The sequence below is a fragment of the Neochlamydia sp. AcF84 genome (assembly GCF_011087585.1).
Taxonomy (GTDB): domain Bacteria; phylum Chlamydiota; class Chlamydiia; order Chlamydiales; family Parachlamydiaceae; genus Neochlamydia.
Genome location: NZ_VJOT01000049.1, coordinates 1 through 26135 on the forward strand (window position 1 = coordinate 1; position 26135 = coordinate 26135).

Consider the following 26135-nt stretch of genomic DNA (forward strand, 5'->3'; position numbering starts at 1 on the left):
GGGGTTCATGCAAGCTATAAACTTTGCGAGAATCATTCCTTTGTTGAGCATAAATACGCTTGATAATTTCTAAAAGATAAGAGCTTTCTGTCTCAAGAGATTGTCCTTCTGTCTTTCTTTCAAAATCACGGATTAACCTTCCCAAATAATTATGCAGCCTTTTTTCTTCTCTTTTTGCTCTTTTCAGCTGACGGGCATGGGCTTAACGAGCACGCATGCACAATGCTGTTTTAGCTAGCTTTTTGTAGGTTTGGCGCAAAGTGATTTGGCTACTATCGGCCATTTTTACAAGCGCTTGAATAGATTTAAAGTAAAGTTTGGCATCGGTAGGAAAGGCGATAGCTTTAGGCATTACGGTTGTATCGGCAATGACTTTTTTAAAGCTTTTTTTTTCACTGCGCCTGTCAGAACAGCTGCTGCAATCGTCCCTTGTAAAATCTTGCTAAGTCCAGCTTCGCCTAATCTAGATCTCCATCTAATTAAAGAAGTAGGATGAATAGGCAGCGCATGATGCCAAAACTCATACCCACAAAAGTATTGCCAATAAGGATTTTCTACCCATCGATGCACCACATTTACATCCGAAAGCCCATACATATGCTGCAAGATAAAGAGCCCTACAACTAGCCTTACAGGCTTAGCTGGCTGCCCTATCTTTTCTACAAACAGCTTATCAAACTCTTCTTCCAGCTGCTTCCATTCAATCAATTTGGATAGCTGGATAAGAGGATGATCTAGATTGAGTTCATCGCTAAATCGAGATTTAAAAAGACGGCTTTGTTTGTTATCTAGCTTGATTGGTTTCATAGTCAACTTTGCAAGAAATTAAGAGCTTTATAATGATTTAGGCGTAAACAAATTATAGCGATTTGGGAGAAAAAACGCTCTCAAAACATGCTTAAGCATGAAATATCCTTTAAATCATGTCAAACTAAATAGCTTTTATATCTATCCTCTTCATTCCTTTAGAAAGGACTGCTTTGAGTAGAAATCTTCCAGCGCTCATCCTGGATGAGATCATAAAGATCTCGGCCCGTGAAAGCTGTCACCCCTACATCTCGTAGCCACGCAGAAAGCCCATAGCGCCAGTAATCACGAGCATAGCAGGTATAGAAGACATCCAAGGGCATGGAAAAAGCTACCCCTTTATCATGATAAACAGAACCATTAATGACATCATGGCCATTAGTATGAGTATACCAAATAGTGATGGTAAGCCCACTCTTAAATTTGCGAGACACCTCCCCGCGGATGCCCCAGTCGTTAGCAAGGAATTTTCCTGCTTTTAATTTAAGGTTTACATTCGCCCATTCCCAATTATAGTAAAGATTCAGAAAATATTGGGAGCCAATAAATTTTTTATGAGTGAGCGTGTAAAAATGAGGGGTAGAGAATTTTAATTGGCGAATTTTATTCGTAAACCAAACACCATTTAATGCACGCTTTCCCACTAAAGCACCTTCTATACCTACCGCCAAGGGCTTATTAAGTGGACAATATAAAAATTCTGTCGCTAAACCGCCATATTCCTCTTCAAAGAGTCCCAAGGCTACTCGGCTATACCACCCTTTACCCATATTCCAATTTTTTTGAAGATATGCCTCATCAACAGTTAATCCTTTTTGTTGGAAATAGCGAATCATGTCTGTACGCACATGGATAAGATGCGAAGGATTCAACCGATCAACGGGAGAAATATGATGAAGATTAGAAAAAATATTCCACCCAAGTAATACACTATAATAAACATCTCCTGCCAAGAAGCCATTAAAACCAGCGTTTAACCCTAGCGAGTACTTCATTTTGCCACGAGAACTACCAAAAAAAGAATGGGTCTTAGGAAGCAGTTCAAAATTAAAGCCAGAACGAGTATTTTTGAACAGCTGTAAATCTTCCCTTGTCGGTGAGAAGGAAAGCTCTGTTTTATGGGTTAATAAATCTAATTCTTGCGCGCCTCTTTTCCCCTCGCCAAATTGCCTGACCCACTTCATATGATAGTGATATTCTTGCACAGGAAAACCTAAGTCCGATTCCACGACTATGTTAACTTTTTCTATATCATTGGGGATCAGCCCAGCTAGAAGATAAGACAGCTGCTCTTGCACATCATATTCCGAACGAAAAAGACGATTGATTAAATGAATCCGCAAAGCTGTTGGGCGACAGACAGAGGTGTTTTGATTAGCAAGCCTAATTTGTAGGATTTCAAAACCTTGCTCTCGAAAAGCATTGATAAGTTCTTGAGCAAGAATAAAAGGAGGCCTTAACTCTCCTATAGGTTCACGGTTAACGGGGGCCTTATAAGGTAGAGGAGTCCCAACTTTAGGAAGAAAACCTTTAGTCGTGCCGAAATTGTAAAAAGTTGACAAGGAAAAAGCTAAAGTGTGCCCTTTGATATAGCTAACAGCCAAATCGTACTGGCCTGCTAATCGATATTTAAGGCCAAAATTTATAGGGCTTTTTTTTACCCTTCCTCGTGGATGCTTTTCTATTTCTGGATCTTTATACGGGGTAGCGTCATACTCTGCAACCAAAGCAAGATTTTTAAGGTAACTTTGCTGACTTTGCCGAAAAGGCATCCACACAATCCCTCCAAACCATTTTTTTAAGCGCTTAGTGCCATATCCTAAGCTTACTTCCAAGTTCTGGTTAAGTAACACTTGGGTAAAGACTATATAATTAGCTATAAAATTTTTAGTCCCCATGAAGTCTTGCAAGCCTACAGCTACACCAGGCAGCTTATAGCCACTCTCTTCAGGAAGTAGGAGAGCAAATTTTAAATTGGCCCCTTTATCGGATAAATCTCCAAAACCAAGCGGCGTTAAAATTGGGTCGGCCACTCCCTTAAAGATCCTATAGCTTCCTGAGACTTCAAGTCTGCTAAATAGTTGAGCTCTTAAGCTAAAGTTTTTATAAGGATGGACATGGGAATATCCTACACCTATCTCACCTGGCTCTCCCATACGTGCTGAGGGCATATTAAAATAACCGCCCTGCTGATAAAAATCATAAGTTACAGGCATCTTTTCAGAAAGCTTACGGTTAACATATTCAATAACGATAAGATCGTTAAAAAGCCTCTCCGCTTGATCTTCAGCGCCCATGCAAATAGAAAATTTTCCTACAAATGGGAGAACACATGCCGAAAAAAATACTAATTTGTAGAAAAAAGATGCTTTTGTCATGAGCCAAGTTAAGCTTTTATAATGAAAAAAAAGAATAATTCTTCATCACAGAAATTGCAAGAGGGAAAGCTGATCACTTTTTTCTCTAGCGCTGTTGCATAAATGGAAAAAAGCATCTGCAGTAAGTTGGCTCTTTAACGCTTGAAAGCTATAAAGTTTAGTCTGCTAGCTCACAAAACTTAAGGCAGATAATGTGCAAAAAAGCTCACCTACCACCTATGCAGTTAGCCCAAGTATAATGCAGCTTTGGTTAAGAGGGAGCATAACTTAATAATCCTAGAGATAGAGTTATTAAAAGAGGGGGGAAATGAAAGCACAGCGAAGATAAGGCCTATCTTAATAACGCTATCCTATGCACGTTGATGGATAATGCTACTAGCATTTACTTCTTCCAAGCTCAACAAGAATTTTTATTGTTATTGATTGCTTTGCTACCGTGGTGGCTGCCCATTCCTTGTTATACCCCTCTCTACAGGCGGGCTAAACTACTTGAGCAAAAACTTGGAGAAGTTAAGTCGTAAGCGTACAAAAGAGATAACCTTCGATTCGCCTAGAGTAAAGGTTTAGGGCGAAGGGGAATGGAAAGCGTACGAGCATGCCAAAACTAAGCGTAGGACATGGAGAAAGATTCACTTAAGCCTGTGCCCAGATACACATAAAATTATTTTTAAGTAAACTGATAAAAAAAGCAGTAAAGTCGATGAACTAATACCCAATATAAATGTATCACAAACTACCAAAAGGTATAAAAACACTTACATAGATGGACGTTATAATAAATAAGCTTCCTACCGATCATTGTACATTCAGGCCATAGATGCTGGAGAGTCCTTCTTAGAAGAGGAAGAAGACTACAAAAAAGAGGCAAATCATCCTTTAAGAGACGAGATTATTAAGCGTATTATAAAAAAGCATCAAATTATTTAAATTTTAAACAAAAATACATTGACTTAAAAAATAAAAAACAAAAATAATAATCAGTTTAATTAAAAAACAACAACAAGTTCTTAACTCCACATGCTGGCAACCATACAAATAGGCTTATTATTTTCCCTTACTAAATTTACTGTTATCTCCATAAGACAGCTGCCCGATGAGCTGCTATTGCCCATCTTTTCTGTAAGCACTCGATCTCCTTAGTAAAGTGGAGTTTGCAACCGCTAATAGTTTATACAAAACGTTCTTTAAACATGATAATCAAGGAGAAAAGATGGTAAATACATTGACAAATGCTGATAGCCATAAAAATGGGATAACTATTTCCCCCAATGATTCTACTATTACATCTATAAAACAACTGCCAAATGAGCTGCTACTGCATATTTTTTCTTTTCTGCAAGCTTTCGACCTCTTAGAAGTTGAACTAACATGCCATCAATGGAAAAATTTGGCCCACGACGAGACTTTATGGAAGGATCTTTGTCGAAAGCATTTTGAAAAATGCTGGGTTGATGAGAAGCCTTACAAAGAGAGCTATTTTGTAGCCCATCGAACAAAGCGTGAACACGAAAAATTAATGGCATTCTTAGGATCTTTAAAAAAGGTGGAGCGAAATTTTGAGTTAGCAAAATATATAGGTCTGCCGTGAGACCTGTAAAACATATGATCAGAATAATAAATTCTTAATCTTATTTTTGAAAGCAAGCCAACCTACAAACAAGAGTAAAGCGGAGTTTGCAACCGCTAATAGTTTATAAAAAACGTTCTTTAAATATGATAATCAAGGAGAGAAAATGGTAAATACATTGACAAATGCTGATAACCATAAAAATGGGACGACTATTTCCCCCAATGATTCTGCTGTTACATCTATAAAACAGCTGCCCGATGAGCTGCTAGTGCATATTTTTTCTTTTTTGCAAGCTTTCGACCTCTTAGAAGTTGAACTGACATGCCATCAATGGAAAAATTTGGCCCACGACGAGACTTTATGGAAAAATTTATATCAAAAGAATTATGAAACAGATTTGCCCGATGAGGGACCCTACAAAGAAAGCTATTTTGCAGCCCATCGAGTAGAGCAAAGAAATAAAAAAATTGATGAAATTTTTCGGTCCTTAAAACATGTGGAGCGAAATTTTGAGTTAGCAAAATACATAGGTCTGCCATGAAATCTGTAAAATGCATGAGGAGAATAATAAATTCTTAATCTTACCTTCAAAGCAAACCACGCTGCAAAGGCAGTGAAGCAAAGTTTGTCGTTGGTAATAATTTAGTAAGCGGTCACGAGGGTTAGCATTGCTTAATGCTTTTGATGCTAAGGCAATAACGTAAAGCAATAAGTGCGGTAAATAGAAAAAACAGCTATTTGCAAGCATTTTTGAATTTACAGATGCCCGCAGGCTCACATCTAAAGCTAGGTATACCCCTTGGCCGCTTACATATTTTATACAAAACGTTCTTTAAATATGATAATCAAGGAGATAAGATGGTAAATACATTGACAAATGCTAATAGTCATAAAAATGGGATAACTATTTCCCCCAATGATTCTACCGTTACATCTATAAAACAGCTGCCCGATGAGCTGCTATTGCATATTTTTTCTTTTTTAAAAGCTTTCGACCTCTTAGAAGTTGAACTAACATGCCATCGATGGAAAAATTTGGCCGAGGACAAAACCTTATGGAAAAACCTATATCAAAAGCATCTTAAAATATATTGGCGTGAGGGGAAATCTAACAAAAAAAGTTATTTTATCACTCTTCACGGAAAGCGTGAATATGAAAAAACCATGGCATTCTTAGGGTCCTTAAAACACGTGGAGAGAAACTTTGAGCTAGGAAGATATATGGGTATAGGTCTGCCATGAAACCTATAAAATACATAATGGAAATAATAAATTCTTAATCTTATTTTTGAAAGCAAGCCAACCTACAAACAAGAGTAAAGTGGAGTTTGCAACCGCTAATAGTTTATACAAAACGTTCTTTAAACATGATAATCAAGGAGAAAAGATGGTAAATACATTGACAAATGCTGATAGCCATAAAAATGGGATAACTATTTCCCCCAATGATTCTACTATTACATCTATAAAACAACTGCCAAATGAGCTGCTACTGCATATTTTTTCTTTTCTGCAAGCTTTCGACCTCTTAGAAGTTGAACTAACATGCCATCAATGGAAAAATTTGGCCCACGACGAGACTTTATGGAAGGATCTTTGTCGAAAGCATTTTGAAAAATGCTGGGTTGATGAGAAGCCTTACAAAGAGAGCTATTTTGTAGCCCATCGAACAAAGCGTGAACACGAAAAATTAATGGCATTCTTAGGGTCCATAAAACATGTGCATAACCTTGAATTAGCAAAATTTATAGGTCTGCCATGAAACCTGTAAAATACATGAAGAGAATAATATATTCTTAATCTTACCTTTAAAAGCAAATTACGCTGCAAAGGCAGTGAAACAGAGTTTGCCGTTGGTAATAATTTAGTAAGCGGTCATGAGGGTTAACATTGCTTAAGCTTTTGATGCTAAGGTACAAATGTAAATTAATAAGAGCAGTAAAGAGAAAAAACAGCTATTTGCAAGCACTTTTGGCTTTATAGATGCCCGATGATCTGCTATTGCATATTTTTTCTTTTTTGCAAGTTTTCGACCTCTTAGAAGTTGAACTGACATGCCATCAATGGAAAATTTAGCCAAAAACAAGGCCTTATGGAAAAACCTATATTAAAAACATTTTGAGATATATTAACCCGATAAGGGACCTTAAGAAAAAAGCTATTTTGCAACCCGCCGATTAAGTCGCCGTATCTTGAATAGTTGAGAGAAAGCATTCTATGATAAAAACTTTTGGAAAAGGCACAAAATAGTTTATACTTCATCTTCCATTCTACTATCTCCATATTTTGCAGCACTCAAGCTTTCCTTTTTCAAAAAAATTATCTAGATAGAGTTTAAACAAGTAAGACAAAAATCTTATCAAAAGTTTACTTTAGTCCCTTCTTTTCCTCTCTTAAAGAGCTTGGCTTTATTTCAATTCGAGCAATCTGTTTATAGTAACAGTTAAAAGTTTAGCCAACATGATGTCATCTTCCATAGCGATATATTTTTTCCTTTCTATCTCTCCCCATATTGCATCAAAACTTCCTTTAAATTGTAAAGCTAAATATTCTCTGTTACCTACTGCTTGTATCTGCTCAATATTTATGTTAAGTGCTTGATAGATGGCATCTTGGCCGCTTTCTGCTGAAGCTTTGCTAGCTTGTATCTCTTCTTTCTGAGATTCTTCAGACTCTGCAGCAGCTACCGAAGAACTAGAGGCATGAGAAATAATCTCTGTGAGGGAGAGATCTTCTGTTTTATTGCTCGCTTGCGATTCCCCCTTATCAGCATCGGATGGTACAGAATCATTCAGCCATTCAGGAGGGACAGGTTGAGTCTGAATGTGCTCTTCTGTTTCAGTAAAAGTATTTAATGAAGGTGCATCCAGGATTATATAGGGAGTTTCTGGTTGTGATAAGCTTTCCCTCACCATTTGAATGCCCTCTTTGATAAAAACCTTTTCTGTTTCGGAAAAAGCATCACTGCCAAAAAGATGAGCCTTGCCTGCAATAACTATAATTTTGTCAGCAGAGCTTAAACTTTGCTGAATATTTTCTACCATTCCCCTATTACGCTCAAGAATCGGTTGTATTGTTATTTCTCTTATCATACTATAAAACGTATCTAAATAAATCTTTAAAGATGTTAAAAAGCTTAAGGAGGCTTCCTTTTGATTGATATGAGATTGAAGTTCTTGTAGATGAATCTTTAAGTCATCTAAATTGCTTTCTACACTTGAACGTAATGATGGATGGTTATTATCTTCTATCCATTCAGGTATCTGCGCAGATGTTAGATTCTTCAAAATATTTCCAATTTCTCTCCTGTTGCTTGTAGAAGAATCAGATAAATAGGCAATAAAGGCATGGCACAACTTTATATGAAGACGACTAACAACTTTATTATAGAAAGACTCTATTACTGCTTTTGAGGCATCTGTATCCCACGATGAGATGTAGATATGCTCCCGATAAGCACTAGGTAATGAGGCTATGTACTCTGCTCTTATGTTTATATCTCCTTCTACTAAAAGCTTAATCTTACCGTTATTTTCACTTAAATATTGAGAAGCTACCGCATTTACAAGCTTGCCTATCTGTTCCGTTGCTTGCCCATGAATTTCGCCAATCATGATGACTTTAGCCTCCATAACTTGAGCCGGGAGAGAATCTGAGGCCTGGCTTTCCTCCGAAAGATTACTTGCTACCGCAGTAAAATTGAGTAGGTGATTGGTTAAATGGTTTCTTGCATTGAAAGAAAGATCTGGTTCCATAATGTTATTCTCCTTGAATGATTATGAATTTAAAGCAGTACCTTTCTTGCAATTCCTGTGCCAAGATGGGAAAACCAACTTGTTTGTTACAAGCAAGAGAAAAAGATAGGGAAGGACGTAAAGATGCTGAGGGATAAATTGCTGAAATGTTAGCGAATTAAGCCACCCTCATAGCTCTAGTCTTAAGGTTGTCATGTTTAAAAAAAGCGATACGTTTATAAACAACTCTTAATTAGACTGATAAAAATCTTTAAGTGAACATAGGCAATCAATGAAATAGGAAAAGAAAAATCTTTTTTTCTAGCCTATTTTTTCTTAGTGATTTTTTTAGACCGTCGAATGATAAAAATACGGAAATTAAATTTAAGGAATGTTTTTTATGTTTTTGAAAGTCAGCAACTTAATATTTAAGTAGGGAATGCATGATCTAGTATTAAAGAAAAATAATTTTGGAGTTAAAAATTATAAGAAAAGAAGCAAAAACTTGTGCCATTAGAAAGCCCGTTTGACCTATTACCTCATCCCCCCTCCAACTCTTTAAAAACAGATCTAGATACTTAAGAATTAAGCTATAGAGGAAGAAATTAGATCATGAAGGTACCCGGCAATCCAGCCCCTAACAACTTTATAATAATTTTTTAAAGAGAGCGTTTGCCTTATATTCCCATTGCTTTTTTGCTGGCAAATGGCACTATTGATTTAAGTTGAAGATAAACGAAAGAACGCTACCAGCATTCCTGGCCTGTCAATTAAAACAATAAGAAGGTAATAGCTTAATAAGATAAAGCAAAAAGGTTGAGAAGCATGAAGGGCATATTTGTGTAGACACTTTAAAGGTATCTATAAACACACCATTTGAGAGCTGACACTAAAAAAGGATGCCGAAAGTTTAATAGCACTGGTAGAAAAATGCTTAGGCCTATTTTCGGTCTTTACAAAGATCTGCGGGGATATAAATTTGTAGCTTGTAGGCAGTTTTACGTTAAGCTAAGACCTCGCTTGCATAGCGTTTTAAGCCCTGATCTATAATCTCTCCCATTTCTATTTTAGAAGGGTCTACAAAGGAGGGTAAAGCAAAATCTTCTCCACAAACCTCTAACAACCCTAAAGATTCTGCTAATTCATAATCTTCTGCCATGACTGCTTTCACTAATAGCATAGTGGGTATAGCTAAAGGTTGAACTTGGTCATAAAGGGTAGAATCAATGAAGGCGCGCTGCTCGCCGTGTTGATTGGTTGTAAAGCTATAGTCTTTCTTAAATCTAGCTAAATGCCCGGAAAGATAGCCTTTGCTAAAAGAATATTTATTTATCCCTAACCTGAAGAAATGAAGAAACTCTCGTGAGTTATTTTCAGGAAATACACAGCAGGTATAATCTTCACTGCCTAAAAAATCGGTTTCTTCTACCTTGCGTCCTGTTAAAGGATCTCCTGAAATCAAACGTTGGCAACCTGGTTGTAGGCGCCCGACTAACAAAGAAGCGATGGGATAGCCTGTTTGCACTTTAAAGTAGCCTGTGCAGCCAGGTAGAATACCGGGACCAGCTATGCTGATGACACGTTTAACATGATAATGACCATGGGCTAAAAAATATCCTAAAGCTACCACCTGCTGAGCATTAACTACCCATACAATATCATCAGCCCTTTTAATAGGGTCTAACGCTTGGATATGCACCGACACATTGCCAATAGGGTGAGGTCCTTCAGCCGTATGTTGCTGAACATTTTGTGCTTCTATAAAAGCTTTACATGTAGAGCCTGCGCGATAAATTAAATGGACCGTGCCTGTAGTTAACTTTGCAAGGGCATTTAAGCCTAGCTGAAATTCATTTTCATAGCCTTGCACTTGCATTTCTGCCGGCGGATTATAAGGAGCTGATTCAATCGCTTTGACAAAAATAGAGCGTGGAGCCTTAAGAGGATCGGCTAAATTATTAAAAGGCCTAACACGAATATTAGAAAAAAAACCTTTCTCTTTCATTAACTCTATAAGGTTTTCTTTAGACATTCCTTCAAGAGGTTTAGCAGGACGCTCGGCAAAAGGCTCGTCTTCACTTACAGTAATTATAATCTCTTGTAAGCTCCTTTTATACCCCCGTCTTATTTCTTTAATAACTCCTGAAGCAGGGGCAACAAACATTCTCCCAGGGCATCCCTTATCTTCTACAAGAGGCTGTCCTATCTTGACAGCTTCGTCTTGTTTAATAAGAAGCTTAAATTTCAGGTCAGCAAAAGGCTTTAAATCAAGAGAAACTGTAGAGGGAGCATTCAAAGAAATTACTTGGCTTGTAGAGGATAAAGAATGCGCATGCTCGTTAGGTTTCCCACTTAGAGGGATATCTAAGCCTTTTGTTATTTTTATATATGCCATGAATGAGTGCCTCAAATAAATATAGCAATTTAATGGAAAATTACTGAAAAGAATAGTTTTTAGCAAGCATTCAAGGAAGCTTAAGAGAATTTCTTAAGGTTAAACACAACTTTATCTCTTGTCACACTCACCTTATTGATCCCTTATTTGCTCTTTACTTTTGATTTAAAAGCAAAAACCTACATGCAGATCCTTACTCTCTTTAATAAACATTCAACGAACTTTAGCCAGTTGCGGAAAAGGAAAAAACCTAAAAAACTCATAAAAAATTTTCCTTTTTGAAAGTTAAATCATGAGTTATAGGTTTAGTAAGTAAGGTGTAGGCTAAAAAATCTAAGCGTTGCTAGGGCTAAAAAGATATTTTACAATGACCGCTAATATAGCTCCTACAAAAATTCCTGGAGCAGAAATAAACAGGGCTATAGTTACCACTCCTAGCACAATTCCCCTCACGATTCCTTGCTCATCAATAAACTCATTAAAGTGGCTAAAAAAATCTTGAATTTCTATGGAGTAATAAAGCCCTGAAATGATCCCTATCAGCATTCCTCCTGAAAATTGCTCAAAGAACAAAAGAATAATGCCTAAAATCATAATAATATAAGCAATGGAATCTTTTGTGTTAGTCTTAGCAAAATCGATCAAACCATGGATTTTCTTCTCTCCGTTCTTAAGATGCTCTGCCTCTACTTCACGGATACTCTCTTGCGATGGATCTTTATTCTCTTCATCAGCGTTCATTTTAACCCCCTTATTCGGTAGTATTATTACTTGCTTGTCAATATAGACCAGCTTTCAGGTAATATTCAATAAAATTATTGACAAAAGAACATGAAATCATAGTTTGCAGCTAAGAAAAATAAAATTTATTGCTTGTAACCCCTTGAAGGCAAATCACTAACAATTTGAGCATTTATTTCTTACTTTCCTAAGGTAGGATGGATAACAAATGTGAGATTAACTTTTATTCATTAAAATTTAATGGAAGACTTCATCTTTATTACCTCAGCCCTCTGCTATTTAAATTTTTCTTATTTTTACACCCTGTCTACAAACAGGTTATTTTTTTAAAGGGCTCAAGGTGTAGCCATAAGTGCTTTGTCGCTATACTCTGCCACTTTTTTTAGCCTGTCTTGCTCTTTTGCGGATTTGTCCTAGGTTACTATAATCTATTGCTACCAAAGGATGATTATCACCCAATAACTTGAGTTTAACGGCTAAGGATTTCTTAGTATAATAAGTTGCCTTTTCCATATTTCCCTGTTGATAATAAATGCCCCCTAAAATGTTATAATTTTTCGCGACACTAAAATGATTTTCATCAAAAAGCTTAAGGTTAATAACTAAAGATTTTTTAGCATACTTAGCTGCCTTGCCTAAATAGCCTTGGGCTTGGTAGATTACTCCTAAGTTAAGGTAACAAATTGCCGTCTGGAGGTGATTTTCCCCGATAAGATTAAGGCTAATGATAAGAGCTTTGTGGCTATATTTTACTGCCTTATCTAATTTGCTTTGGGCATGGTAGAGCTGTGCTAAGTTATTGTAACAAGTTACTAAATGGAGATGATTTTCACCCCATAGCTTAAGGTTAATGCTTAGAGATTTCTTAATGTACTCAGCTGCCTTGTCTAATTTACCCTGCTCTTTGTAGATTGCTCCTAAGTTGCTGTTATCCCTTACTACCAAGAGATGATTTTTACCAAATAGCTTAAGGTTAATAGCAAGAGATTTCTTGATATAGTTCGCTGCTTGCTTTAAATCATGTTGCTCTCGGTAAATTTGTCCCAAATTGGCGTAATCTGCAGCCACAATAGAATGATTTTCACTAAAAAGTTTGAGGTTAATGGCGAGAGCTTTTTTGACATAATAAATTGTATCCTCGATATTTCCTTGTTGATAATGAATAGTTCCTAAAATGTTATAATTTTTCGCAATACTAGGATGGTTTTCACCAAACAGCTTAAGGTTAATAGCTAAAGATTTTCTGGTATTTTCAGCTGCCTTGTCTAATTCACCTTGCTTTTTATAGAGTGCTCCTAAGTTAATGTAACAAATTGCCACCTTGGGATGATTCTCTCCATAAAGCTTAAGGGTAATCGCAACTGCTTTGTTGATGTAATCTGCGGCCTTTTCCAGATTGCCTTGCTCTGTGTGGATTAATGCTAGATTGTTGTAACGAGTTGCCATCTTGGGATGATTCTCTCCATAAAGCTTAAGGGTAATGGCAAGCGCTTTTTTGCTGTACTCTACTCCCTTGTCTAAATTGCCTTGCTCTGTGTGGATTAATGCTAGATTGTTGTAACGAGTTGCCACCTTGGGATGATTTTCTCCATAAAGCTTAAGGGTAATGGCAAGCGCTTTATTGATATAGTCTGCAGCCTTTTCTAAATTGCCTTGGGCTTTGTAAATTGCTCCCAAATTGTTGTAACCAATTGCGACCTTGGGATGATTTTCTCCATAAAGCTTAAGGGTAATGGCAAACGCTTTGTTGATATAATCTACAGACTTTTCTAAATTACCTTGTTCTTGGTAGACTTGTCCTAGGTTGTTGTAACAACTAGCCACTACGAGATGATTTTCTCCATAAAGCTTAAGGGTAATGACAAGAGCCTTGTTGAGATAAGCTGCCGCTTTTTCTAAATCGCCTTGTTCTCGGTAGACTTCTCCTAGGTTGTTGTAACAACTAGCCATCTTGGGATGATTTTCTCCATAAAGCTTAAGGGTAATGGCAAGCGCTTTAGTGCTGTAATCTGCTCCCTTGTCAAAATTGCCTTGCTCTGTGTGGATTAATGCTAGATTGTTATAACGAATTGCCACATTGGGATGATTTTCACCAAAAAGCCTACGGTCAATAGCAAGTGCTTTACTATTATATTCTGCCGCCTTTTCTAAATTACCTTGATCGTAATGAAGTGCTCCTTGGCTGTTGTAATCTCTTGCCACCCTAGGATGGTTTTTACCAAAAACCTTACGGTCAATAGCAAGCGCTTTAGTGCTATACTCAGCCGCTTTATCTAATTTGCCTTGGTCTTGGTAGATTGCTCCTAGGGTGCTATAATCTCTTGCCACCCTAGGATGGTTTTCACCAAAAAGCTTAAGACTAATGATAAGCGCTTTGTTGATGTAATCCGCAGCCTTTTCTAAATTGCCTAGGTCTTGGTAGATTTCCCCTAAGTTGTGGTAATCTCTTGCCACCGTATGATGGTTTTCACCAAATAACTTAAGGTCGATGGTAAGGGCTTTATTGATATAATCTGCAGCCTTTTCTAAATTGCCTTGGCCTTGATAAATCCCCCCTAGGTTGTGGTAATCTCTTGCCACTGTATAATGGTTTTTACCAAAAAACTTAAGGTCGATTCCAAGCGCTTGGTTGATATAATCCACCGCCTTTTCTAATTTGCCTTGGTCTTGGTAGATTTCCCCTAAAGTGAGGTAATCTCTTGCTACCGCAAAATGATTTTCACCAAAAACTTTCAGGTCAATAGCAAGGGCTTTGTTGATATAATCCGCAGCCTTGTCTAAATAGCCTTGGTCTTGGTAGATTTCTCCTAGGGTGTGGTAATCTCTTGCCACCGTAAAATGATTTTCGCCAAAAAGCTTAAGATCAATAGCAAGTGCTTTGCTACTATACTCTGTCGCCTTGCCTAAATTGCCTTGGCCTTGGTAGATAAGCCCTAGGTTATTGTAATCTCTTGCCACTCCAGGATGATTTTCTCCCCAAAGTTTCAGGTCAATAGTAAGCGCTTTGCTGATATAGTTTAATGCCTTATCTAAGCTGCCTTGTTCGTAGTAAATGCTTCCTAGAGCATTTAAAACCTCCGAGTTTTGTGAATTTGTTTTTTTTGCTAGAAGGTAATACTTTTTTGCTTTTTTATGTTGAAATAACCTTCGAAGTATATCCCCTTCTGCCATTGGAGAGGTATCTTTTAAAGCAGAAGATTTAAGTTTTTCTTCATTGCCTGCTAGAAACTCTTTAATAGCTTGATAGAAAGAAATAAAGATGCGGTAAATTTTTCTTATCTTTTTTAAAGCTCCATGATCCAAAGCAAACTGCTTTTCAACAAGATCTTGATCCTCAAAATCAAAGGGCTTAAGGAGAGGATTCATCACCTCTTTTTGCGCCTGATAATGAGAATAAGTTTTAAGACGCATGAATAAGACTAAGCTTATCCAATCTTTTAATCTTTCAGCGGAACCTTTCGTTATAATCTTTAACTCGCTTAGATTATCAATCCTAGTAAAAGTGTCGGAAGCTGCTACTTTTTTAAGAAGAGACAGGCGGTCAAAGGCTAAATGAGGAAACCGATAAAAATCATTTTTAACTTGAAAAAGCATGCCATGTCTGTCTAAATCACCCATTCCTGGATTAAAAGCTATCATATCACCTAACACAAGGTGCTGCTTAGCTAAATACTGGCGCAGATCAAGGTTATCTTGATAATACGTATTCGTATTAAGGATTTCTTGAATTTTTTCATTATAAGCTTTAGTTAATTGAAGATTGCCTAGCAAATGAGTAAAGGTTAGCAGTTCCATAGGAAGATGGGGCTCTTTTTCATGCCACCATTTACCATTTTTATCTTGAGCGATATATTGAGCCATCTTTTCAGGAGTTTGGATAAGTTCAAACGTCTTACCATTTCCTAAAGGAGTTTTACAGCCTTTCCCTTCTACCCCTGCTCCATCGAAAGCAAAGCCTCTTGGCGTAATGCCGTCAAAAAAACCTATGGCTTTTAAGCAAGGAATATTTAAAGCAGGAAGAATAGTTTCTCCTAAGTTGATCACTTGCAAGTGAAGTAGATTTGTCAGATTCTTAAAATACTTCTTATTTACAAGAGTATCTTCTTGTATAAGAAGGCCAAATTCTAGATCGGAATAAGGAGTCATCTCTTCCCTAGCTAGAGAACCGAAGCCTATCATGGCATATTCACAAGGTGCAGGTCCTAGGACATCAATCGCCTGATTGACTAGAAAGCTAAAAAAGCCTTTTATACGCCGCACAACTTCCTGATAAAGCTCTCTTACTTGTTGAGGAGAAGGATTCTCTGGCAGAATTTGTATTTTCTTCTCTATTTCTTCTCTAAAATTTTTCAAGGTGTTACGATTACTTTCAAATTGTCCTCTGTTTACCGCAGGATCGCAAGGTTTACCTTCACATTGTTTAGCAAGTAAATTTTGAGCTTGGGAAAGCCTATTTTTGATAATTTCTTGCCTTTCTCGAGGAGCTAGCCGTAGGGCATAATTGTAAAGCCCTGCTGCTTGTAAAAGAGTTTCTGACATTTCTTTTCTTAAGTAAATATCCCCTAATTTTTCAATGCAAAAGCTTTCTTGGATAAGATCTTGCTCGTGAATAGCAATTTTTAAAGCTTGCGTATAGAATAGCTCCAATTCTTTTATCTTTTCTTCTGATAAAAGGTCATCGATTTCTAAACTTGCCAAATTTTTTTTAAATTCATTTTTAGATTTGAAATTAGAAAGAGGGATATTAGAAAAGTTTCTCAAATTTGAAAAAAGAGTAGAGGCTTGCTTTAAATGTTTCTGTGCATACACAAAGTGACCTCCTAAATCCACAATAAAAATAAACTCTTTAGGCCTTTCTTGTTGAAGGATAGTTTTCCATTCCTGCGATCTATTTTCTTCAAGTAAACCTAAGCCTTGCCCTGAGAAGATAACCCTATCATGAATCCCGCACCTTAACTGTTCTTCATTAACTGTTATCAGCCTAATAGGAATAGACAAAGCCAGAGCTAATCGATCTCCTTCACCTAAGCCGCTTATCCATGCCGCTTTTCTTTTTATTTCTTCAGCTCTTTCGTTGTCTATATGTTTAATAAGCTCGGAGAGTACTTGTCTTAAATAAAAAATTTTATCTTCCCACTCCTCTAATAAAGGAATTTTTCTAGAAAGGCAGGCATAGCTTCCTAAAAAAGCGCTAAAGAAGCAGTCGCCATCACTAGCCACACCTTTTAATTCAAAGCCTTCTTCTTGTAGATAAGCTGCCGCAGCCTTTACTTTTGCTTGTATGGAATCACTAATGATAGTCGTAGAATCTTGCCATAAAAATTTAGCAATTTGAGCTTTATTCCACGGGCAAGAAGAAAGTTTTAAAAGATATTCCTTATCATTGCTGGCTTGCTTTTCTTCTTGGGAGTCAACTTCAAAGCTTGCTGAATAAAGCTTTTTCCATAAATTTGTTTGTTCAACTAATCGCTTCCATTCTTTGCAGACTAAGCTTGCTTGGTATATGTCTTTGCGCCCCAGTTTTTCGAAGATCTCTAAGCTAATCTCGGTATAGGGGCCTAGTTTTCGATGCTGTTCTCTTTTTTCTATTTCCTTAAACGCAGGAAATATAAAGGGGTGGCTAGGTAAATTCTCTAAGTTCATTCTCTTACCTACCTTCTAGTTTTACTTATCTTTCAATACCTAGTTAATATTGGCTTCATTGTTTAATTTTCAAAATAAAAAACCACTTATAAACATAACGCTTATATTTTTTCTCTCTAAAATAAAAAATCTCCCCCCTTTCAACATAACATTCAGGTTATTAAGGACTAAAAAAACTGCTTGCATAAGACAGAGGCGCAAGAATATCCCTTAATAAAAAGGAGAAGAAAACAAAATCAAATTTTACTAAAAAAGAGTAGCTAATAAGATAGGTTTGACAGGCTCCGAACCCTTCAAAAGCTCCAGGCGCTTACTAGAGAAACAGGCGCAAAAAATTTGCACTTAAATTTAGCTTAATTTAAGGTATCTAACCTTTTTCATTAAGGTTATTTATAGCCCTTTCTTTCACTCCTATAACCTACTAAATTTCATAAATCTAATAAAATTTCTCCATCAAAATGAGAGGGATCCGTTATAATTCTTCTTTGGTAACTATAAAGTGTTATATGGAAAAAAAATGGCTTTTTGGCGTTAATGTGGGAATGGCTTTTACAGTTATGGCGCTATTGATAAGTGCTTTAGCCTATCGATGGGCTCGTCCTCTTGAAATTCCTGTCAACACGCTTACTGATATAAAAAGAAATTTACCCCGGAACAGCTATAGCCAACCTCAAGAGGCTTACGATGCGATCAGGCAGTCTATTTTTCAGCTAAAACATTCCCCTATCACCATGCAGCTGCCAGATTTACGCAAGCATCTAATTTACTATGGCACAAATGATCGACCCGATGCAAAAGAAGCTCTTCCTTTGCTTCATTTTGCTTTTAATGGAAACCCTTCGGTTTCCTCAATTTCCCCGGGAGAGAAAATGTATATTTCTTATAATCGCCAGGCAAATCCCTCGCAATACGTGTTCAATCCTGACAATCTCCCGACCCCCCTTTGGCTTCAAGCTACAGCAAACGATCAAGAGGCTAGCATAAAAGTCAATATGATAGATGATAAAGGTCAGATTATTCAGGAACCTTGCTCTTACACTGAGTTTACTTTGCCTAAGAAAGAATATGTGCGTGTGCATGTTCCCTGGGAAATAGGGAAATGGCGCGTTGACGGCAGCTTATTAGCCCGCCAAAAAGCACGATGGTATGGTATTGATCGTTTTTTAGAAGATCATGGAGGCAGCGAGCATAGCCTAAACATGGGTAAGCAAAGGCTTGATTTTGGCGAAGGTGAAGGGGTTTATTCACTGTTTGTTGGCTTAGGGGATGCATTGATATGGAAAGAGGATCAATGGAAACTTGTCAATCCAGGGATGGATTCTTTAGGTTACCCGTTATTAGTTATCAAAAAAATTGATGATCGTTTAATGCAGCTAGAGCTTTGGGATATAGAGGGGCGTTCCAAAATAGCTCTTAATCTTCTAAAATCCTCTGAACCTTGGATGCCTCAGAATGCCTTACAAAACTTTAAATTTTTAGGATCCCATACTCATTCTCAATTTGTTTTTGAAATTAGTAAAAAAAGAATCTTATTAAAGCCTAAAGACTGGTTAATCTTAACCAGTAGCGGATGGAAAAAAATAAGTAAGCCTCAAGAGGTTGATGACTATGTATCCCGCAAATTGGTGGGCATATTATTTATATTTGGGGGTATCGAACGTAAAAATGAGCAACAATTATTAGTAGGAACTCTTTATAATTCGTCGCGCTCGGAAGCTAAGCCCTTGGAGCTTCCTATTAATTCTGCATTTTTAGGTAGGAGAAAAGCAGAAGAAAAGGAAAAAGACCTACCATCCCATAACTCTTTGCCGTCAGACTCTTCCCCTGTGGATCTAAATTCTCCCCCACCTCTCCCTATAATATCTAAAAGATTTGAAACTGAAAAAACTCTGAAACCCTTGAATAGCTATGAAAACAACTAACAATTTCTTTTGCTTTTTCTTATTAAGCATTTTTATTTTCTTAACAAGGGTATTATCACCTTTATGGGGGCAAACAATTGCTGAGAAAAAAGCTAGTTTTACGCAAAACAGTAATGATCTCCATCCAGAGATGCAAGAATATTTAAGGGATATCAATCGTGAGCTAAAAGAGCAACAAAGCCAGCTGCGCAATTTATATGCAGAAGTGGAAAAACTCTATAACATAAATGCTCCTGAAGAGGCTTACCACAAGCTTTTAACTCAGATTAACACCTTACGTCAAAGCATTCAAGATACCCAAAAAGGATGGCAGCAACTGTCGGCTGAAATGGCATCTACAGAAGGTTACTCTTTATGGCATCAACCTGACACTAATATTGGACAACTTGTTATCGACTATGGTTCTCAAAATTATGTTTATTTGCTTTCCCCTGAGATTGCAATGGTAAAATTAAGTGTGGATTCTAATCTCCCTATTCCCCGGGCCTCGTGGGATGAAATGTTGGAATTAATTCTTGTACAAAACGGCATAGGTTTTAAACAGCTGAATGCTTACCTGCGCCAACTCTATTTTCTTAAGCAAGATAAATCGAATTTAAAGATGATCACTAATAAGCGAGAAGATTTAGACCTTCTACCTGCAGAAGCGCGTGTTCTTTTTATGCTTTCCCCTGAAGTTGCCGAAATTAAACGTGTTTGGCATTTTTTAGATAAATTTATCAACCCTACCACTACCGTTCTACAGCTGATTGGTCGAGATATTTTAGTGGTAGCGCCTAAGATAGATCTTCAAGAACTGCTCAAGCTCTATGACTTTATCTCTGCCAACCGGGGAGATAAAGAATACAAGCTCATTCCTTTAAAACGTATTGCGGCTGAAGAGATGAGTAAAGTTCTCTCCGCAGTTTTCGATCAACTCTCGGGAACCTCTCCTTCTTTGGGAAAAATTTCTGAAAGAAATGAAAAAATATCAGCTCATTTAGATCTTTCACAGGTAGCCAACAACTTTTCCTCAGAATATAACAGCTCGACGGTAGAAGCTAACAGCCTGCGTATTATTCCTCTTAGCAACTCGGCTCCTGCCCTTTTTCTTTATGGAACAAATGAAGAGATTAAAAGAGCGGAAAAAATTATTTGCGAAGTAGAAAGCCATATGGGAGGAGTTAGCGAAAAAGTCATCCATTGGTACACTACACGCCATTCTGACCCTCTTAAATTGGCCGATATGCTTCTCAAAGTCTATGCTTTGATGGTTCAGCAACGTCCCGGCATGCGCACTGATAATCAAGCTTTCTCTGAATCATCTTCTCCTGAGCTTGCTGCCTCCTCGAATGGAAAAAAAGAATTAAATAACGGCTCTCCTTTCAATGCTTTTGAGGGAGGCTACTATTTAAATGACCGTTACATCGTTAATCCGGATCCTTACGAGGAAAGCAACCGTGCTATCGATCCCAATGAGGGCCGTACCAACTTTATAGTGGATCCAAAAACAGGAGCCATTGTCATGGTAGTAGAAGCTGAGCTTCTTCCCAAGCTTAAGGAATTGATTAGAAAATTAGACATTCCTAAAAAAATGGTACAGATCGAAATTCTTCTTTTTGAAAAAAGAATTAGCAATCAGGATAATATTGGCTTAAATTTATTAAAGATTGGCTCGGATGCTTTAAATGCTCATGCAACTGGCTTAGACTATAACGTCAACTTTTTCCAACCTCTCGTTAATAAAGTCTTGCCTGATAATAGAGGCATTACCACCTTTTTTATGAATCGGAAAAAATCAAGTAGGATTCCTGCCTATGATGCAGTGTATCAATTTTTAATTTCCCAAGAAGATATATCCATCAACGCCAGCCCTTCAGTATTGACTTTAAATCAAACGCAAGCCCATATCGCCATCGAAGATGAGATTACTGTTAATACAGGAGTTATCATTACTCCTGTCACTAACACCACTGCCCTTAACAATACCTTCGCTCGTGCACGTTACGGGATTAGAATTGACATCACTCCTATCATCCATACGAGCCACGAAGGATTAGGGGGAGAGCCTAATAGCAATTTTGACGATCATGAAGAGGAAGGCGATTCTATTACTCTTCAAACAGATCTGGTCTTTGAAACAATTAATGGTGGCCTTAATCCCTCGCAGCCTGATGTAACTAGGCGAGTGATTAACAATGAAGTTCGCATCCCTGATGGCCAAACGGTTATTTTAGGGGGATTAAGAAGAAAAATTACCGATGATGCTAAAGATTCTATTCCTTTTTTAGGAGAAATTCCTGGTCTAGGCAAGCTTTTTAGCTCAACTGCAATGACGGATAATAGTGTGGAGATGTTTATCTGTATTACTCCCAAAATTGTTGCCGACCCTAAAGAAGATCTTGAGCTTTATCGCTATCGCGAGCTCACACGCCGTCCAGGAGATATTCCTTCTTTCTTGTATGCCCTTGAAGAAGCAAAAAATGCTGAAAAAGATCGCTTATTACGAGGCACGGTACAGCTTCTCTTTGGAAGAGAACAAGAGCGCTGCGAGCCTTTACCTTTGGGAGAATATGACGGAAGATAAATATATAACCTCAGGCCAAATGCATTCAAAAAAAGAAGCGCCCAAGCAAAATGATGACCATAATCGCCATCTTGCTCTTCAATTTGGCATGGTTATTTATAATGATCTTTCCTCCTTTCGTATCTCTAAAGAACTAATTAAAAAAATCCCTTATACTTTTGCTAAGAAAAATTTTATCCTTCCTCTTCAAGAAGATAAAGAGAGGGTGTTAGTTGTTATAGCAGATCCCTTACACCTTGAAGCTTTGGAAGAACTCCGTTTTATTCTCAACAAGACAATCAAAGCCGCTTATTGCCCTAAAGATGTGATTCTTGCTTCGATCAACGATTGCTATAATTTAGAACATGGCGAAGCTTCAGAGATGCTCGCTCACCTCACGCGCGGTGATGAACGGGTAGAAGCTGAAATTGAAATATATGACCTTCTAGACAATAGCCAGCATCAAGCCCCTATCGTCAAAGTTATCAACTTAATTTTAACAGAAGCTATCCAACAAGGCGCCTCTGATATCCATTTTGAGCCTTCTGAAAATGGTTTACGCGTAAGATATCGCATCGATGGAGTCTTACAAGCTCGTCATAGTCCTGCTCCTGATCAGCAAGCTCAGCTGCTCACACGTATAAAGGTGATGTCTAGACTCGACATTGCTGAGCATAGGCTACCTCAGGACGGACGCCTCAAGCTAAAGATGGGACGCCGCGAGATTGATTTTCGCGTCAGCACAGTTCCTGTATCTGGCGGAGAGCGTATTGTCATGCGTATTCTTGATAAAGGCAATGTCATTTTAGGGCTAGATAAAATTGGCATGCCCCCTAATTGCTATAAGGACTTCAGAAAATTAATCGCCGTGCCCGAAGGCATTATACTTGTGACCGGGCCTACCGGAAGTGGTAAAACCACAACATTATATAGCGCTATTTGCGAGATGTATAATGATGAAACCAATATCATGACGATTGAAGATCCCGTAGAGTATAATTTGAAAGGGATCGCTCAAATAGGAGTCCATCCAAAAATCAAGTTAGATTTTGCTACAGGCTTACGGCATATCTTAAGGCAAGACCCAGACATCATTATGATTGGCGAAATCCGCGATAAAGAAACCGCAGAGATTGCTATTCAAGCTTCTCTTACCGGCCATCTTGTATTGAGTACCCTTCATACCAATGATGCTCCCTCTGCCATCACCCGTCTTGTCGATATGGGCATCGAGCCCTATTTGCTCTCCTCTTGTATTATTGGCGTACTAGCCCAACGTCTTGTACGCAAAATATGTCCTCATTGCAAAACTTTTTATACTCCTACAGATCAAGAAATACAAAATATAGGCTTAAAAAAAGAAGATTTATCGGAAGGGCATCTTTTCCATGGTACAGGCTGCCAGGCATGCTATGGTTCAGGATATAAAGGACGCCACGGTATTTATGAATTAATGCTTGTCAACCATGCCATCAAGCAGCAAATCGTTAAAAGCCCTGACGCGGTAGAGCTGCGAAGAGTGGCTTTACATGCAGGTATGATGAGCCTATTAAGTCATGGCAGCCTTCTAACTAAGCAAGGGATTACCACTGTCGCTGAAGTTTTGCGTACCACGCGTGGCGTTGAGGAGGGCTAAGACTTTATGCCCTTATATAGCTATGAAGCTCTTGACCCGTTGGGTAAAAAACGCACTGGATTGATTGAAGCGCAAACTGAAAAAGAAGCTAAGGAAAAACTGCGCAGCCAAGGCACTATGTTAAAAAAGCTTGCCTTGCGTACAACCATTTCTAAAAAGCAAAACCTCAAAGGTGATGTTCTTTTAGCTTTTACTTTACAGCTCTCTCAGCTAGTCAGTGCAGGAGTTCCTCTCTATGAAAGCTTATTAGCCTTAGAAGAGCAATACCGTACAGATTCCTGCCATCGCGTAATTTTAAGCCTTTGCGAGCAGATCAAGGCTGGCCAATCGCTTTCACAAAGTATGGGTAACTTCCCTGATAGCTTTGATCAACTTTATTGTTCAATGATCACGGCAGGCGAAGCTGTAGGAGCTTTAGATATAGTCCTGGACAAACTTAGTCAATTATTGCAAAAGCAAAATAAATTAAAGAAGCAGATTATTACCGCTATGGTCTACCCTGCTATCCTTGCTGCATTTTCATTTTTAATCATTCTTATGCTACTAGGGTTTGTTGTTCCTTCAATTGAGGGCATCTTTGTCGATCGCCAATTAAATGGCTTTACCGAATTTGTACTGGGAATGAGCAGAGGGTTCAGAAGTTACTGGTGGATTGCCCTACCTTCAGCCCTAACCGGGATTATCTATCTTGTTCACTTCTTACGTAGCCTCCAGGGTAGGCTCTGGCTTGAACGTAACCTGATCAAAGTTCCCTTGCTTAAAACGCTTATTATTCAAACCTGTGTAGCACGCTTTTGCCGCACCATGGGAACTTTACAGCAAGGAGGACTGCCCGTCATCAACTCTTTGCGCATTTCGCGTGAAGTGATGCATAATATTGTGCTAGAAGAAGAGGTAAAAAAGGCAGAAGGAAAGATTATTGAAGGAAGTTCTCTAAGTGCTGAACTCATGCACTCTCGTTACATCCCTAAGCTAGTTCCTCGCATGCTAGCAGTAGGTGAAGAATCAGGCAATGCGACTGTCATGTTTAATAAAGTGGCAGATATATATGAAAATGAGATAGAAAAGTCACTAGAGCGGGTAATGGCGCTTGCACAACCTGTAATATTAATTGTGATGGGAACTATTATTGGTGTCGTGCTATTAGCTATTTTGCTTCCCTTAACAGACGTAAGTTCATTGACTATGTAATCGCATCCTAAGGAGGTTTCATGAAATTCTATGTGTTAAAAAAAAGATATATTACTCTAATCGAAATTATGATTGTTATGTTTTTGATTGCCTTAATAGCGGGGGTTATTACTTACAACTACCGAGGGAGCTTAGATGAAGGCAAAGCTTTTAAAACGCGAGCGGCAATGGACAAAATTGAAACAATTTTAAATTTGAGTGCCGCTGAAGATCCTGCTTTGTTAGATCACTTAGATTCTGAATGGAAGAAAGTAATCATTGCCTCTCCTTTAGTAAAAAATCCTGACGATCTGATCAAAGATGGCTGGGGGCACGAATTTAGAGTCACTTCTGAAAATAATGCCATCCATGTCTCCTCGGATAAATATAACGAATATAAAAGAAGCCATGCGACCTTATTCAAAAAGTAAGCGAGTCCAAAAGCGTTTTATTACCCTTTTAGAGCTACTAATGGTAATGGCAATCTTAGCTTTGACCTTGGGAGTAATAGGCTTTAATGTTCATAAAGCTTTACGTGAACAGCGCTTTAAGACCGAAACAGACCTAGTTGTAGATTACTTAAGGCTGGCTCAAAACTTAATGTTGATCATGAATGCTGATGTGCATGTTATTTTTGAGAGCGCTCAAAATAGCCAAGCTAACCTCATGCGTCTTAAAGTAGAGGGTAATCTAGATGATAAGTTATTAGAGCTTGTGACAAATAAAGAAAAACCCTTGCACTACATTCAGCTGATTGAATTTCATGATGAAAATAGAACCCAGCATGAATCCAATAAAATAGATGTTAAGTTTTTCTCCAAAGGCTCAGTGATGAGTAAAGGAGCCATGCGACTGGCCACGCATGCACAAAGCAACGCATCAGGCACACTAGAAAGGTTTATCTACTTGCCTGGTTATCCTCAGCCGATCGTTAGTACCCTTGCTAACAGTCCCGATTTCGCCTCTAAGGAAAAGCAAAACGCCGATTTTGAGATAAAACTCATCAATGCTACGATGCAAGAAATTCAAGAGAAAAGATTAGCTAAAAGTAATAACTTATGATTCCCGTTAGGTCTGCAGAAAGTATTCTAATAACCTTCATCGTTTGATAGGATGAAGGCAAATTCAATATACGAGACAGGGGGAAGATAGCCTAAAACCCACATTCCGCAGGTTGTAACGATCTCAAGCTATTATTTTTTAGTAATAAGGAATAGAATTTAAATTAAAGAATTATTTTTTATCGAGTTAGGAATCAAGGGATTAAATTCAAAGATAGGAACGTGGGCTTCCAGCTTTTTTTAGAAAAAACTATTCGTGTTCCTCCATAAGCAAAGAAAGCGAAAACATGAAAGATGAAAAAATATTGTAGCGATGACTTTCCCGCCGTAGGATTGTTTTTACACTATGCAATGAAATTGAGATAAGGGAATATGATAAATTAATTAATCCATCATAATCCAAAAGCTATTATGACTACTAGAGGATTGGTTAACTATTTAATGAGTAGTAACTTATGTTTTTACTCAAGCCTCATTTCAGAAATTGTAGATCAATGGAAATTAACCTGCGGAATCTGGGCTAAAAGTTATTC

General features: G+C 37.8%; 17 protein-coding genes. 10 read left to right on the top strand and 7 right to left on the bottom strand.

The window, feature by feature from the left end; translation table 11 throughout:
• Positions 1-202: 202 nt before the first annotated feature.
• The 3 genes from NEOC84_RS05450 to NEOC84_RS05460 form a co-directional block, all read right to left on the bottom strand.
• The gene (locus NEOC84_RS05450) at positions 203-352 is read right to left on the bottom strand and encodes a hypothetical protein (protein WP_166156327.1); all 150 of its coding nucleotides are present in this window, start codon (positions 350-352) and stop codon (positions 203-205) included.
• On the bottom strand, positions 352-807 hold the full coding sequence (locus NEOC84_RS05455) for a transposase (RefSeq protein WP_166156183.1): 456 nt from the start codon (positions 805-807) through the stop codon (positions 352-354). Before NEOC84_RS05455 ends, NEOC84_RS05450 begins: the two co-directional genes overlap by 1 nt.
• 158 nt (positions 808-965) lie before the next feature.
• A complete protein-coding gene (locus NEOC84_RS05460; RefSeq protein ID WP_166156330.1) occupies positions 966-3104 on the bottom strand; it encodes a YjbH domain-containing protein in 2139 nt (712 codons plus the stop codon).
• A gap of 1291 nt (positions 3105-4395) precedes the next feature.
• Between NEOC84_RS05460 and NEOC84_RS05465 the strand changes: the two genes are divergently transcribed.
• From NEOC84_RS05465 to NEOC84_RS05480, 4 genes are all read left to right on the top strand, one after another.
• Positions 4396-4773, top strand: coding sequence for an F-box protein (locus NEOC84_RS05465; RefSeq protein ID WP_166156332.1), 378 nt, complete (start codon positions 4396-4398; stop codon positions 4771-4773).
• Positions 4774-4918: 145 nt separating this feature from the next.
• Positions 4919-5296, top strand: coding sequence for an F-box protein (locus NEOC84_RS05470; protein WP_166156335.1), 378 nt, complete (start codon positions 4919-4921; stop codon positions 5294-5296).
• Positions 5297-5613: 317 nt separating this feature from the next.
• Positions 5614-5997 (top strand): F-box protein, encoded by a 384-nt coding sequence (locus NEOC84_RS05475; RefSeq protein WP_166156338.1) that lies wholly within the window; start codon positions 5614-5616, stop codon positions 5995-5997.
• Positions 5998-6142: 145 nt separating this feature from the next.
• The gene (locus tag NEOC84_RS05480; protein ID WP_166156341.1) at positions 6143-6517 is read left to right on the top strand and encodes an F-box protein; all 375 of its coding nucleotides are present in this window, start codon (positions 6143-6145) and stop codon (positions 6515-6517) included.
• Positions 6518-7163: 646 nt separating this feature from the next.
• On the opposite strand, the gene NEOC84_RS05490 is transcribed toward NEOC84_RS05480, so the two are convergent.
• From NEOC84_RS05490 to NEOC84_RS05505, 4 genes are all read right to left on the bottom strand, one after another.
• A complete protein-coding gene (locus tag NEOC84_RS05490; protein WP_166156347.1) occupies positions 7164-8510 on the bottom strand; it encodes a hypothetical protein in 1347 nt (448 codons plus the stop codon).
• A 982-nt stretch (positions 8511-9492) separates the two neighbouring features.
• Entirely contained in the window at positions 9493-10884 is a 1392-nt protein-coding gene (locus NEOC84_RS05495) for a Na(+)-translocating NADH-quinone reductase subunit A (RefSeq protein WP_166156350.1), read from the bottom strand.
• A gap of 333 nt (positions 10885-11217) precedes the next feature.
• Positions 11218-11625, bottom strand: a complete 408-nt coding sequence (locus NEOC84_RS05500) for a hypothetical protein (protein ID WP_166156353.1) — start codon at positions 11623-11625, stop codon at positions 11218-11220.
• 363 nt (positions 11626-11988) lie between these two features.
• Entirely contained in the window at positions 11989-17268 is a 5280-nt protein-coding gene (locus NEOC84_RS05505; RefSeq protein ID WP_166156356.1) for a tetratricopeptide repeat protein, read from the bottom strand.
• Positions 17269-17774: 506 nt separating this feature from the next.
• Here NEOC84_RS05505 and NEOC84_RS05510 point away from each other — a divergent pair.
• From NEOC84_RS05510 to NEOC84_RS05535, 6 genes are read left to right on the top strand one after another with little or no spacing between them, the layout of a single operon-like run.
• Positions 17775-19190 carry a hypothetical protein gene (locus NEOC84_RS05510; protein WP_166156359.1) on the top strand — a complete coding sequence of 472 codons (1416 nt, stop codon included), beginning with the start codon at positions 17775-17777 and terminating at the stop codon, positions 19188-19190.
• Positions 19177-21756, top strand: coding sequence for a type II secretion system protein GspD (locus NEOC84_RS05515; RefSeq protein ID WP_166156362.1), 2580 nt, complete (start codon positions 19177-19179; stop codon positions 21754-21756). Before NEOC84_RS05510 ends, NEOC84_RS05515 begins: the two co-directional genes overlap by 14 nt.
• Positions 21743-23371, top strand: coding sequence for a type II secretion system ATPase GspE (gene gspE / locus NEOC84_RS05520; RefSeq protein WP_166156365.1), 1629 nt, complete (start codon positions 21743-21745; stop codon positions 23369-23371). The genes NEOC84_RS05515 and gspE overlap by 14 nt, the downstream gene beginning before the upstream one ends.
• Before the next feature lie 6 nt (positions 23372-23377).
• Positions 23378-24562 carry a type II secretion system F family protein gene (locus tag NEOC84_RS05525; protein WP_166156368.1) on the top strand — a complete coding sequence of 395 codons (1185 nt, stop codon included), beginning with the start codon at positions 23378-23380 and terminating at the stop codon, positions 24560-24562.
• Positions 24563-24582: 20 nt separating this feature from the next.
• On the top strand, positions 24583-24972 hold the full coding sequence (locus NEOC84_RS05530) for a type II secretion system GspH family protein (protein WP_166156371.1): 390 nt from the start codon (positions 24583-24585) through the stop codon (positions 24970-24972).
• Positions 24950-25603 (top strand): hypothetical protein, encoded by a 654-nt coding sequence (locus tag NEOC84_RS05535; protein WP_166156374.1) that lies wholly within the window; start codon positions 24950-24952, stop codon positions 25601-25603. Before NEOC84_RS05530 ends, NEOC84_RS05535 begins: the two co-directional genes overlap by 23 nt.
• Positions 25604-26135 lie beyond the last annotated feature (532 nt).